This window comes from Pedobacter sp. P26 (assembly GCF_050632135.1).
GTDB lineage: Bacteria > Bacteroidota > Bacteroidia > Sphingobacteriales > Sphingobacteriaceae > Pedobacter.
The window spans coordinates 2,044,418-2,057,866 of record NZ_CP192574.1 but is presented as its reverse complement, the minus strand read 5'-3'; the positions used below and the strand labels follow the sequence as shown (position 1 = coordinate 2,057,866).

The window sequence follows — 13,449 nt, the reverse complement described above, 5'->3', positions numbered from 1 at the left end:
TTTCGAAAATCCTGAAGCAGTAAGCCCGAAAAAAGCACGATTAACCTAAAAGGCAAAAAATTAAACATCGCGTTAAAGCCTTACTCTTTTAACGTGATCAAAATCCCATTTAACCAATAGATTTAACGAGATCATGATGAAAAAATTTCTCTTATCTGCAGCCCTATTCTGCAGTTCGATTTTAGTGCACGCACAAAATGAAACCCAATTAACCATCAAACCTGCGGGCGATCAAGTGGTGAGCAAGCACATTTACGGTCATTTTTCGGAACATTTGGGCCGCTGTATTTATGATGGCTTTTGGGTAGACGAACATTCGACAATCCCTAATAAAGGAAGAATAAGATTAGATATTGTTGAGGCATTAAAAAAGATAAAAGTTCCGAACCTGCGTTGGCCGGGAGGTTGTTTTGCTGATGAATACCATTGGAGAGATGGCATTGGACCAAGAAACCAACGTCCGAAAATGGTTAACACCAACTGGGGCGGCGTAACTGAAGACAATAGTTTTGGTACACACGAATTTCTAGACCTCTGCCAGATGATTGATTGCGAACCTTACATTGCAGGAAATGTAGGTAGCGGAACTGTTGAAGAAATGGCCAAATGGGTAGAATACCTGAATTTTGATGGCGTAAGCCCGATGACGGCCATCCGCAGCCAAAATGGAAGAGAAAAACCATGGAAAGTTTCTTTCTGGGGTGTAGGTAACGAAAGCTGGGGTTGCGGTGGCAACATGACACCAGCTTATTATTCTGATTTATACCGCAGGTATGCTACTTATGCACGCAACTATCCTGGTGCTCCGCTAAAAAGAATTGCCAGTGGAGCTAATTCAGGTGATTACAACTGGACTGAAACCTGTATGAAAAATATTGGCGACCAAATGTGGGGATTAACTTTACACTATTATACCATCCCAACAGGAAACTGGAGCAAAAAAGGATCGGCTACCAAATTTGATGAAGCACAATACTTTTCGACCATGAAAAACTGCTTACACATGGAAGAACTGGTAAGCAAACACTCCGCAATAATGGATAAATACGATCCTGAAAAGAAAGTTGCTTTAGTGGTTGATGAATGGGGAATCTGGACAGATGTGGAGCCTGGAACTAACCCTGGTTTCCTGTATCAGCAGAACAGTTTAAGAGATGCTTTAATTGCAGGAACGACCTTAAACATCTTCAATAACCACTCCGATCGGGTTAAAATGGCCAACCTGGCACAAACTGTAAATGTGCTGCAGGCTTTAATCCTGACTGAAAAAGACAAGATGATTCTTACCCCTACTTATCATGTTTTTGATCTCTACAAAGTGCATCAGGATGCCAAATATCTACCGATTGCCTTTACCAGTCCTGATTATGTTGTAGGTGATCAAAAAATCCCTGCTTTAAACGTTTCTGCTTCGCAGGATGCCAGCGGTGCCATCCATATTTCTTTGGTTAATTTAGATCCTAACAAAAAAATTGCACTGAGTACAGTTTTAGATGGCTTGAAATGGAGCACAGTTACAGGACAGATTTTAACCTCTGCTAAACTAACTGATGTAAACACATTTAACGATTTGAACAAAGTGCACAATGCAAAATTTACGGGTGCAAAAAAATCAGGCAGTTCATTAAAAGTAGAATTACCGGCTCAATCTGTTGTTGTACTGGAATTAAAATAATTTAATCAGGACAAAAAAGTTTCAAATTACTAATCCTGATAAGAACTGAATGTTTCCGTTTTTAATATGGAAGGTTTTGGCAGATTTGTAATCAATGTAGCTTTATATTAAAAATCATGAAAAAATTAATATGCCTTTTTGTATGGTTGTTATCAGTATTTCTTAATGCTGAAGCACAATCTACAAAAAGGCCTTATCTCTTTGCCTATTTTAAAGATAATGGCGAAGATGGTTTGCATCTTGCTTATAGTAACGATGCTTACAAATGGACAGCACTTAAGAATGATCAATCATTTCTTACGCCTACTGTAAGCAAAGATAAACTGATGAGAGATCCTTGTATTATACGCGGGGCGGATGGCATATTTCATATAGTTTGGACAGTAAGCTGGAAAGATAAAGGCATTGGTTATGCCAGCTCGAAAGATCTGATTAACTGGAGCGAACAACAGTTTTTACCTGTTATGAGTAAAGAAGATGGTGCCAGGAATACCTGGGCTCCCGAAATCACTTACGATAGCCATACCAAAACCTATATGATTTATTGGGCCACAACCATTAAAGATAAGTTTAATGAAACGGCATCAACTGAAGAAAGTGGCTACAACCACAGGATTTATTACGTTACGACAAAAGATTTTAAAACTTATTCGGAAACCAAATTGCTTTACGATCCGGGGTTTAACGTAATCGATGCCACAATTGTAAAAGAAGGTAAACAGTTTATCATGTTTTTAAAAGATGAGACCCGTCAGCCGGCTCAAAAGAGCATCAAAATAGCTTATGCCGATCAGTTAATTGGTCCTTACAGCAAAGCTGGAAACCCGATTACCGGCAACTATTGGGCTGAAGGACCAACAACCTTCAAAACTGGAAATAACTGGATGGTGTATTTCGATAAGTACCGTGATCATAAGTATGGGGCAATTCAATCTGAAGATTTAAAAAACTGGACTGATGTTTCCGATAAAATTTCCCTGCCAAAAGGCTTAAGACACGGCACCATACTAACAATTAAGAAAAAGAATTGGAAATCCTATTAAAGCAATAAAAAATGCTAAAGAAGAATAAAACTTTCTAATCCCCCAAATCCCCGTGGTCTGTGTCCCACAGACCACTAAGATAAATTTCCATCACAGGTCATACTGACCTTATTTTACTGCGTAACTTTCCGCTTCGCTGCAGGTCAGCATCTTTATAGTCTGTACATATCCACTTCAAAACTTTCCTCATGGATCCTGAAACAAGTTCAGGATGACGATCGATTTGTAATGCTAGTGGTCTGTGAGGACACAGACCAAGGAATAAGATCACGAAAATCAGTCCTCTATCTAACCAGCCTCACCTCATATATATTGGCAATAGCTGATCCCTGATCGGCAATAAATTTTACTTCTACATCTGCTTTTAACAGCGCTTTTGGAATCTGATATTCCTGAGTATAAAAAACATCACCCTTGCTACCATCTAGCTTTACATTTTCAATGGTAACACCATTGACCAGAATAGAAAAACTTTTGTTCTTTTCTTTCCCAAAATATGTTAAACTGAGCTTATTTGCGGACAGGTCTTTATTTTTAAGCACATAACTAAACCATGCTTTCCCATTTCTAAAATGCCTTTCCTGGTAGGTTCCGTTATCGGTTTGTTCACCTTTAAAATTGTGATCAGATTCTGGCTGCTGCTCTCCGGTATTAATCAGATCAACCGTTTTCTGTTCAATCTTCATCTTTTCTTCTTCAGCCAACTTAATCGCATTTGCACGTTCTGGCAATGTCGCAGCGCTACTGTAAGGAAAATAAACAACATACCGTTTTATGGCCAGGGTGTAAAAAGGAACTAATTTTAAGGATTTGTATTTTGGTTGATAGATTGCATTCCGGGCATTGAAAGTTAAACTGCTTTTATCTGTCAGCGTAATTTCATTTGCCAGCATATTTTTAGCTCCGGTAACCAATGGTGCATCGCTGATCGGAAATAAAGCACCCGAAGCGATATGCCCCATCCTGCTGCCATCAGCGGTTAAATTCGGCTGTTTTAAAGTATCCATTGCCGCAGCAAGTACAATCGGTCCGTGGAGAAAGGCTACCCAATCAGAACCATCGGGCATAAACTCTGTAGTAGTATGCATCGGCAGAGCAATATGAACAACGTCACCTGTACTCCAGATACGATCGATACTGGCATAACCATTTGCTTCGCTTTTAGCAGTTACTTTTTTTCCGTTTACCAGCACAGTCATTTTCTCATGTTCTACCCAGGCAGGCTGACGGAAATGTAAGGCAAAACGTTGTTTGTTTTTTAACTGAAGTTTAATTGTCGTGTTCTCAGCATCTGGAAAAAGTGTTTGCTGTACAAGTTGAATACCTTTTTCTTTCCAATTTAAGGTTGAAGGAATAAAAAGATTCACATATATATCATTCGCATGGTGTGCATAAATCAGTTCTCCATATTTACAATGGTTCTCCAATCCTGAACCTACACAGCACCAGAAACTTTCCTGCGGATTAGAATAGGTACGGTAATGCCCTGGCCGCATTGGAGTAAAATATACAAAACCACCTTCCGGCCTTTGCGAAGAAAGGATATGATTGTAAAGTGTACGTTCGTAATAATCAAGATAAGTGTTTGAAGGAGCGGCTAAAAACAACTGTTTAGTAAGCTTCAGCATGTTGTAAGAATTGCAGGTTTCGGGTCCTTCTCGCGATTCTGTCATTGAAGAAAAGTCATTGGCGGGATGAAAATGTTCTCTTACGCTATTTCCGCCGATGACTACTGTTCTATGTTCTACTACCGTTTTCCAAAAAAAGCAGCTGCATTTGCCCAGGCAGCATCTTTATCCAATAAAGCAATCTGCTCAAAACCAATCACTTTCGGAATCTGCGTATTTGCATGTAAACCGTTCAGGGCATCCGTATTTTTTAATAGTGGATTTAGGATTGATTGATCTGAAAACCGTTTTGCCAGTTGAAGATACTTCTGCTTGCCAGTTATCGCGTAAACATGAGCAAAAGTTTCATTTAATCCACCATGTTCACTTTTTAATAATTCCTGTATTTGCTGATCGGATAAATTGGAGACCATGTCTACACACCAATCAGTTAGTTTGATCAGCATCTGCTTTGCTTTCGCATTACCCGCAACTGCATAAGCATCGTACAGCCCCGCATAAATTTTATGGATATTATACAGCGGTACCCATTTTCCATTTAACGAAAAACTGGATGATTTAATGTTTCCGGCTTTAATCTCTTTCCAGATTTCCTTGCCGCCCGGGATTCCTGCCAGGTATCCATCTCCATTTTGGCGCTGACATTTATCCAATTCGGCGATCATATATTCCATCCGCTCCTTCACCTTGGCATCGCCGGTGGAAGCATACATCAAAGCCAGGGCCGACAAATAATGTCCGCCGATATGCCCGTCTAAACCGGTGTTTTCCCAGTTACCATAAGATGCTGCTTTGGGTTTTAGTCCTGCCTCCCTTAAATATGGCGCCAGAAGCCTGTTTGCATCCAGCGATAACATGTATTTTTTATCGGTTTCCTGGGCCTGTTTAAAAGGTCCCCCAAGCAAACGGACTTCTGCTAAACTAAATGGCTGTAATGCAGTTTGCCCGAAAACAGTTCCGCACAGGGCGGTAATCAAAACGGCAGTTATTATTTTTTTCATCTTTTATTAATATTTTGTTCTAATTTCCATCTGGCTTAACCACACTACTTTTAGGGCTCTCCGGCCAGTGCCAGTCTGCAGGATCGTCTGGTTTTGCAGGATCGAATTTTGGTAAATCATCTACCAGATATTTTGCAATACCCAATTGCTGTTCTTTAATGCCTAAGATCACACACTGTGCAATTTCATAAGCACCATAAGGATTAAAATGCGTGTTATCAGCCAATGCTTTATCCTGGCCAGGATAACTGTTGGCCGGATAATGGACAAACGCCTTTTTTGAGGGCCCTTCCCCTAATGCATTAAACAAAGCTGATGTCATAGCATTCAGGTCAATTAAAGCCACTTTCTCTTCGGAAGCGACCTTCCGTGCGGCGTCGAGGAAAATCGCCAAGAGAATTTACAATTTTTCCGGCTGCCCCAAAAGATCTTCTGCTCGTTGAGGTAACCACAACCAGAATTCCACCTTTTTTCTTTACTTCCGAAATAAATGTTTTTAATCTTTCAGTATACGATTGATACGCACCATCGCCTGGTCCTTTATCTTTTTGATCATTATGTCCAAATTCAATAAAAAGGTAATCGCCAGGTTTCATTATACTTAAAATCTTCGCTAAACGCTTGCTCCCCAAAAACGAACCTAATGTTAAGCCCGATTCAGCATGATTGGCAATGGCAACCCCTGGTTTAAAAAACCGCGGGATCATTTGCCCCCACGATGCCCAAGGTTCATCATCCTGGTCCACAACTGTTGAATTCCCTGCCAGGAAAACCGTAATCTGATCCTCAACTCTCTTAATTTCGAGTGCCTGTAAGGCGGTTTGATGGTCAAATTCCAAAGTCAGTTTATCATCCCAATCAAGCTTGGTAAGTTCGCGTGGTTTTAGTGAGACCGCTTGCTCTCCAGCAATATGTCTATCTTTAACATTTACAATAAATGTTTTGGTTAGCGATTGTCCTGCCGTGGTTTTTACATTTTCGAGCATCAACCTTCTCGATTCTGCTTTTACCGTAGTTAACATTTCCGCGTTTGGATCGCCAAGTGTCACCTTGATTTTGTAATTCCCTTCAGGCACCGAAACCGAAAAATAAAATGGTTTACTGCTCTTAACCAGATCTGAAGTTAAAAGATTCTTCCCGTCATAATTTATACCTTCAACTTTCGAATCAAAATCAAAACCAAAGCCTTTTTCTTTACTGTAAGCATCATTAGGTAAAACTTGTGTATAACCTTTAACAACCTTTCCAGGTCCGAAATCTAATTTGTAACTGTTTTTTTCCTGCGCCTGTGATAGATTGACCATTAAACCAAGGAAAATAAATGGTTTAATAAACTTTTGAATGCTCATATCGTTTGGTTTTGCTGCACGATCAGGCGCAATGGTTTTATACATTCAGACCGTTTTCTCATAAAATTGAAATCTGGCTAATTAAACGTCGTAAAGACGATTATCTTACGAAGATATAAAAACAATTTCCATTTCAAACGATAATGAACAGATGATTTTAGAATCCGGGTACTCTTTATTTAAAAAATATCTTCTCGCTAAGGTCAAAAAACAAGTCTATCGGTTGATCTGGTGGCTAACTATAAAAGCTTGATCAATTAGTTTTCCGTATAAAGGATGCCATTTATGGTCATTAAAAACTTTATTCCAACCAAATCATTTGTGTAAAAGCACCATTTGTTGCTATGTCCCAGGCCTCTACCCTTACCCACTTACGGTCTTTTAAATTAGTTGCCCAATTGTAATCTTTTTTCCCAAAAGCCTAGGTAGTGTTTAAATTAATACGGTTACGATAGACCTTTGACCCGTCACCCGATACAATTTCAACAAAACTTAAGGGAATGTCCAGTTGAGTTGCATATTTATCTTTGCTTTACCATTATTATCAATTTTTAGTGTTTCCCCTGCACCTTTTCCATTAATGTTAAATTTCGGAATCAATACCTCTCCCGTAGAAACAAAAAATTTGCCTTCGCGGATTACATCTAAAACAGGCTTCCAGCCATCTGCATAGTTTGGTAACTTATCCATCTGTAAATAATTCACGTTTAAATGTGCATACATTTCATTTTGCCTGGTTATGGTAAAGATGTCTGCCTCAGAAATGATATGTTTTTTCAGCCCCCAATTGGCCATATCGTCCATTAAGTTCAATACTCTTTTACTTAAAGTTGGCAAAGAAAGATCGCCGGGAATCGCTTTCCAGGCGGCCCCCATAAAAGTCTCTGATTTAAAAAAGTCTTCTTCTTTATATTTATCAGGATAACCGGTTGAGGCCTTTGTTCGGGCATGGGCTGTCCACGCCAGGCCTTGCTCCTTTTCCAATAATTTTAACATTTCAGCCTTGTCGTTAACGCGATAAACCTTCCCGTATTTTGGATCGTCGGTTTCGAAAGGCAGATCGCTTTTTCTCGACATCATCCAATAAACTGGTTTAGGAAAAAATGCCAGCCAATGCCCGCCATAAAAATTATTGGCTTCTTCTCCCGGTAACAGTAAAAAATTAGAATCAGATAACCTTTTGGTTTGTTTAAATAAGGCATCTAATTCTTTTAAACGAATAGAATCCGGTCCTTTTGGATGTCCTGGCCCATGAAATTCAGCAAGCTTAACAATATTTAAACCTGCTTTTTTTAATACGTCAACAAATTCCGGTTTTTCAGGAATGGCTTTTCCGCTCAGCACCACATCCGAAATAAACTCGTTGTGGAAGTGGCTGGCCATTGTTTTATAGCCCGCCAAGGGCACATAAGTATCGTTATGCGTAAACTTTTTAACTTCTGCCAAAGCTGCGTCTGCTTTCCCTGTGCTTAACAAACAGAAAAAGTTAAGGCGCTGCCGGGTATTGGGAGGTGCATTAAACCATGGTACATAACGTTTATCTCCTAAAGGATCCTGACGGATGCCAATACCAAAATCGGGAATCAGATTTAGGTAGTTGCTCCCTTTCCAGGTAAATTTAAGGTTAAAAGCTTCATCCAGGGGATAAAAGTATTGATGTGGGGCAGGAAAAACAGCCAAACTTCCACTTTTACTTTCGCCGATAACGGTACGGTATTTTACTTCCAAATTTTTACCTGGATCTGCTTTAGCTGCCTTTTCCCGCTGAAGATTTCCTTTACATCAGACCAGGCTACACTAGACCAGTTATCTTTTTTGCTTATCAATCCAGCATCGTACAAAATAGCTGTTGAATCTTTTGGAGTAGATACTACAGCTGCTACATTAAACAAAGGGCTTCCATTATAGCACGTTATTTCCAAAGCGCCGCTAAATGTTTCGCATTGCACTCCATTTATTCGCACTACAGTTTGTGCACCCTTTGTAAAAACACTCGTAGCTCCCTTAGCAAACTTTACTACATTTGTGGTATATGGCCTGGTTGGAACACGATCGAAAAAAACATCCCAGCCTCCACTGTTTGGACTTAAGGTACGTTTACCTATTCTCAACACAAACGCAGGATCGAGATGAGCAGCTACTTCTTTTAAGTCGCCTGGTTTACCCATCTGCAAACTGCTGAACAGTGGTCTCCCATTTTCCAGATCAAGAACCATTTTACCAATGGCGCTATTGCCAACAGGCCAGCTAACAACCAGTTCCTTTTGCCTGGCGGAAACAGTTGCTCCATTAGGTTTAACACCCTTTAAATTAACCTGAGCAGATGCATTCAGAAAGAACACACAGATAATAAAAAAAACTGGAACTGACTTTTTCATCGGGGATATTGGCTTTTTCGGTTAGCAGATAACATGCAAGATAATGATTATGAGTAAAGTATATAATTTTACAGTGCAGTTTCATTATCATAAACATTTTAATTTTCCATTTCCAAAACCTTAGCCCCCTAAACTTCGTAATAATAAAAATCCAACAAACATTTGACCATTAAGAAATTAAGAACATTAAAATGGAAGTCGAATGTCTGTTCACGGGTTACAATGGAGCGTTTTGTTCATTTTTTATTTTTTTATAAAAAAACCGTTACATTGTTTAACTTAATTATAAATTTTAAAACCAAACATTTTGCATCCTATACTGCTCAGAAATAATGTAAATATCCTTGGCGAAGGTAGCCAGGTTATTGTATTTGCACATGGCTTTGGCTGTGCGCAAAGTTCCTGGAAATTTATTACAGATGCTTTTCTGAAAGACTATAAAGTAATCTTATTTGATTATGTAGGATCGGGCGATTCAGACCTAAGCCAATACGAGCAACGGAAATATGCCACTCTTGAAGGATATGCCTGCGATGTAATTGAAATTATAGAAGCGCTTGATCTGAAGAACATTATATTTGTTGGACACTCGGTTAGCAGTATGATTGGCATGATTGCCGCATTACAGATGCCGGAAGTATTTAAAAAACTTGTTTTTATTGGTCCTTCGCCAAGGTATTTAAACGATCATCACTATATCGGAGGATTTAATACAGGAGATATTGAAACCATTTTTGAACATATCGCCAGTGATTATGTAGCCTGGAGCAAACAATTGGTACCAGTGGTGATAGACAGCCCTTCTAAACCCGAACTGTCTGATTTTTTACAGGAATGTTTTGAGGCGACAGAGCCAAGTGTGGCCCTTGCCTTTGCAATGGCCACCTTTAAAGCCGATTACAGAGACAAATTAAAAAACCTCGAAGTACCAAGTCTTACCTTGCAATGTACTAACGATGCCATGGTTCCATTATCGGTTGGAGAATTTATTCATGATAATACGCCAGACAATTTTCTGGTTGTGATGAAAGCCACCGGTCACTTTCCGCACATTAGCGAACCAGAAGAAACAATAAGGGAAATAAAAAACTTTATAGAAGACGTGAGTTCAAAATCAGCATCAGATCATCTGTATGCGCCAGAAAATTTCACCCATCATTAGTTAAAACATAGTAACAAAGAAAAATACAGGTTATTGATCAAAAACGCCTGTGCTTCTTTTCTAACTTTTCGCAGGATCATCGCAATCAATTCTTTCAGATACCTGGTATTGATCTGGGGTCAGCCAATCATCCTCAATCGATTGCAGACGTACATTTGGTCATTCAATCATTAAATGGTAGCGGCATTTTTCACCTAAACCTTCGCTGGAATCCAATATCAACATTAATCTGGATCAATCTACAAAAATGTGCCGGACAATATCTTTTTCAAAGATTAAATCATTCTTATTATCAGATTAACGTCACAAATAAAATTTTGCATAGCCATCAGGAATATCCAAGCTGGACAAATAATGAACAAAATGAATAAAATATATATTTGCCGAAATCCGATCCCGTTTTCGTCACGTATAAGCCCGTTCATATCTGATCTTCTGTTCTTTAGTACCTATGCATCAGGCCAAAAAACAATTCAGACTTATATTTATTCAACATTATTCAATAGAATTTAATCCTTATTATCCATAAAAAATAAAATGAACAAATTTAAAACAATTGCATTATCAGCCATTGCCATCCTATTGGTTTACACCGCTAAAGCACAAACCTTGAAGGAGCCGGTTGGCTACAAACTTAAAAATGGTATGAACATTATCATTTCTGAAAACGACAGGTCGCCGAAGGCTTATTCCAGCTTTACCTTGGATGCTAAAGCATTTAATACTAAAAAAGATGGTGTAGTTGAGCTTTTAAATGCTGTATTAAATGAAAATGTGAGCAAAAACGCGAACATCAGCTTTAAAGATAACAGTGGTAAATTAGCTACAGCCAGCACCAATCTCGAAAAAGATTTAACTGAAATGGCTTCTTTGATCCGGAACGCCACAATCGATCAAAAAATTTTTGATACCGCAAAAGCTAAATTAATCGCCAGCATAAGACTACAGGATTACGATTATGACCAAACGGTGAATGAAAATTCGATTAATGCATTAAGCCTGGATGATGTTAAAAACTTTTACAGCCAGATTTCTCCGGAAAAAACGTTTTTAACCATTGCAGGTGATGTTGAATTAAATACAGCCAAAGCTTCAGCAAAAAAAGCTTTTGGCAACTGGAACCGAACACAAGAACATGCACCAACTGTGGCAAGGTAATATTAAAATTAAATCTAAGCCCTTTGATCTGTTCGGAGGGCTTTTTTATGCCCAAAATGTTACATGCAATTGGGTTTTGGCTATGCGTATTCCAATAATCATTAATATATTCGTTTAAATAAAATCATCATTTTCGCAAAACCGACAGATGAAAAAAATCTACCCACTCCTACTTTTTTTACAATAAGTTTATCTATTCAGGCTCAGATTGTAGTTAACCGAAATCAGGATATTGATAAAATGGTTAGGAATGTAAACCAGGATTCGCTAAAATCATATATCAGTAAAATGGTCTCTTTCGGAACCAGAAATACGCTTAGCGATATTAAAAGCAAAACAAAAGGAATTGGCGCCGCCAGAAATTGGGTAGTAAAAAAATTTAATCAATTTGCAAAGCAAAGTGATGGCAGGCTTACCGCATATCTGGATACCATTACATTTAAACCTGACGGCAAAAGAGTAGACCAGCCTACACTTTTAGGCAATGCCGTAGCCATACTAAAAGGGACTGATGCAAACGACAAACGTGTGTATATGGTGAGCGGGCACCTCGATAGCCGCGTTACCGATGTCATGAACAGAACCAGTGATGCACCTGGCGCCAACGATGATGGTAGTGGTGTTGCAGGCGTAATTGAGGCTGCAAGGATTATGAGTCAATATAAATTTCCTGCAACCATCATTTTTGTAGCCGTAAGTGGTGAAGAACAATCTTTACTGGGTTCTGGGTTTATGGCCGCAAAAGCAAAAAAGAAAACTGGAATGTAGATGCCATGTTAAACAATGATATGATTGGCAGCAACAACAGTAGCGAAACACAAATCATAGACAATACCAGGCTCCGTGTATTTAGCGAGGGTTTACCAGGTTTCGAGCTGGATAAAAATGCAAAATCTATCCGCCAGTTTGGTTTAGAGAACGATGGTAAAAGCCGTCAGTTAGCACGATATGTTAAAGAAACAGGCGAGCGTTATGTAGATCAGTTGGAAGTTAAATTAATTTACAGAAATGACAGGTTTCTGCGCGGCGGAGATCATACTCCGTTTGTAGAAAATGGATATACAGCGGTACGCATCACCGAAATGAACGAAAATTTCGATCATCAGCACCAGAACCTTAGAACAGAGAAAGGCATTAGGTATGGCGACCTTCAGGAATTTATGGATTTCGAATATTTACGTAAAAATACAGGCGTAAATATTGCAGTTTTGGCCAATCTGGCTAAAGCACCTTCCAGCCCAACTGAAGTAAAGGTTGATGTTAAAAACCTGAGCAACTCTACTTTTTATATTGGAAAGCACCCCTTAATGGCACAGTAAAAGGTTATTATATATTGATGCGTGAAACCAGTAGCCCGGTTTGGGAAAAGAAATTTTTCACTTCAGCTACTGAATTGAGATTGCCTTATAGCAAAGACAATTATTTATTTGCAGTTCAAAGTATCGGGAATGACGACACTGAAAGCCTGCCGGTAGTACCGGGCATTGGCAGGTAATAAAACATTTGGGATTTACCATTGTTTAACCTCAAATTTGGCGCAATGAAATTTAGACCACTAGCTTTTATTATTAATATAGCCATTACACTGGGTGTTGGTGCTTTAGGAGGATGGGCTACCGCTCAATCAGTTAAAACCTGGTATCCGACATTAAATAAACCATCCTTTAATCCACCAAACTGGCTTTTTGCACCTGTTTGGACAACACTTTATATACTTATTGGTATTGCAGCCTACCTGGTATGGATAAAGCGTGATAAAATCGTCCATTTCCCCAGAACAGTTGCCATTTACCTTATCCAGTTAATTTTAAATTTAGGCTGGTCATTTATTTTCTTTTATCTGCACGAGATCGGTTTTGCCCTGGCTGAAATTATTTTACTGTTAATTATCATTATCATCAATGCAGCTATCTTCTATAAAATAAACAAATGGGCGGGTTTAATATTCATCCCCTACATTTTTTGGGTAACTTTTGCATCATTTTTAACGTACAATATTTTCATGTTGAACTAATTTTAAAAGAAAACCCTATTTTTAGAAAGTGGTAACTTTTA

General features: G+C 38.8%; 13 protein-coding genes and 1 pseudogene. 8 read left to right on the top strand and 6 right to left on the bottom strand.

Annotation, left to right across the window (positions count from 1 at the left end; translation table 11 throughout):
* Positions 1-133 precede the first annotated feature (133 nt).
* Positions 134-1,675 carry an alpha-N-arabinofuranosidase gene (locus ACQ86H_RS09495; RefSeq protein ID WP_431294641.1) on the top strand — a complete coding sequence of 514 codons (1,542 nt, stop codon included), beginning with the start codon at positions 134-136 and terminating at the stop codon, positions 1,673-1,675.
* 116 nt (positions 1,676-1,791) lie between these two features.
* The gene (locus ACQ86H_RS09490) at positions 1,792-2,718 is read left to right on the top strand and encodes a glycoside hydrolase family 43 protein (protein WP_431294640.1); all 927 of its coding nucleotides are present in this window, start codon (positions 1,792-1,794) and stop codon (positions 2,716-2,718) included.
* 284 nt (positions 2,719-3,002) lie between these two features.
* Here the strand turns inward: ACQ86H_RS09490 and ACQ86H_RS09485 are convergent, their stop codons facing one another.
* From ACQ86H_RS09485 to ACQ86H_RS09460, 6 genes and pseudogenes are all read right to left on the bottom strand, one after another.
* Complete coding sequence (locus tag ACQ86H_RS09485) at positions 3,003-3,725, bottom strand: DUF6805 domain-containing protein (protein ID WP_431295369.1); 723 nt, start codon at positions 3,723-3,725, stop codon at positions 3,003-3,005.
* A 138-nt stretch (positions 3,726-3,863) separates the two neighbouring features.
* Positions 3,864-5,203, bottom strand: a pseudogene (locus ACQ86H_RS09480) (beta-L-arabinofuranosidase domain-containing protein); the annotation flags it as partial.
* Positions 5,204-5,366: 163 nt separating this feature from the next.
* Entirely contained in the window at positions 5,367-5,669 is a 303-nt protein-coding gene (locus tag ACQ86H_RS09475; RefSeq protein WP_431294639.1) for a hypothetical protein, read from the bottom strand.
* A 10-nt stretch (positions 5,670-5,679) separates the two neighbouring features.
* Complete coding sequence (locus ACQ86H_RS09470; protein WP_431294638.1) at positions 5,680-6,741, bottom strand: rhamnogalacturonan acetylesterase; 1,062 nt, start codon at positions 6,739-6,741, stop codon at positions 5,680-5,682.
* A 447-nt stretch (positions 6,742-7,188) separates the two neighbouring features.
* Positions 7,189-8,424, bottom strand: coding sequence for a hypothetical protein (locus ACQ86H_RS09465; RefSeq protein ID WP_431294637.1), 1,236 nt, complete (start codon positions 8,422-8,424; stop codon positions 7,189-7,191).
* Entirely contained in the window at positions 8,415-9,074 is a 660-nt protein-coding gene (locus ACQ86H_RS09460) for a hypothetical protein (RefSeq protein ID WP_431294636.1), read from the bottom strand. Before ACQ86H_RS09460 ends, ACQ86H_RS09465 begins: the two co-directional genes overlap by 10 nt.
* 307 nt (positions 9,075-9,381) lie before the next feature.
* Between ACQ86H_RS09460 and ACQ86H_RS09455 the strand changes: the two genes are divergently transcribed.
* From ACQ86H_RS09455 to ACQ86H_RS09430, 6 genes are all read left to right on the top strand, one after another.
* Complete coding sequence (locus tag ACQ86H_RS09455; RefSeq protein ID WP_431294635.1) at positions 9,382-10,236, top strand: alpha/beta fold hydrolase; 855 nt, start codon at positions 9,382-9,384, stop codon at positions 10,234-10,236.
* Positions 10,237-10,773: 537 nt separating this feature from the next.
* Positions 10,774-11,394 (top strand): hypothetical protein, encoded by a 621-nt coding sequence (locus ACQ86H_RS09450; protein ID WP_431294634.1) that lies wholly within the window; start codon positions 10,774-10,776, stop codon positions 11,392-11,394.
* Positions 11,395-11,634: 240 nt separating this feature from the next.
* On the top strand, positions 11,635-12,162 hold the full coding sequence (locus tag ACQ86H_RS09445) for a M20/M25/M40 family metallo-hydrolase (RefSeq protein WP_431294633.1): 528 nt from the start codon (positions 11,635-11,637) through the stop codon (positions 12,160-12,162).
* Between the two features lie 20 nt (positions 12,163-12,182).
* Entirely contained in the window at positions 12,183-12,713 is a 531-nt protein-coding gene (locus ACQ86H_RS09440) for a hypothetical protein (RefSeq protein WP_431294632.1), read from the top strand.
* A gap of 17 nt (positions 12,714-12,730) precedes the next feature.
* On the top strand, positions 12,731-12,889 hold the full coding sequence (locus tag ACQ86H_RS09435; protein ID WP_431294631.1) for a hypothetical protein: 159 nt from the start codon (positions 12,731-12,733) through the stop codon (positions 12,887-12,889).
* Between the two features lie 45 nt (positions 12,890-12,934).
* The gene (locus ACQ86H_RS09430) at positions 12,935-13,408 is read left to right on the top strand and encodes a TspO/MBR family protein (protein WP_431294630.1); all 474 of its coding nucleotides are present in this window, start codon (positions 12,935-12,937) and stop codon (positions 13,406-13,408) included.
* The last annotated feature ends 41 nt before the right edge of the window (positions 13,409-13,449 follow it).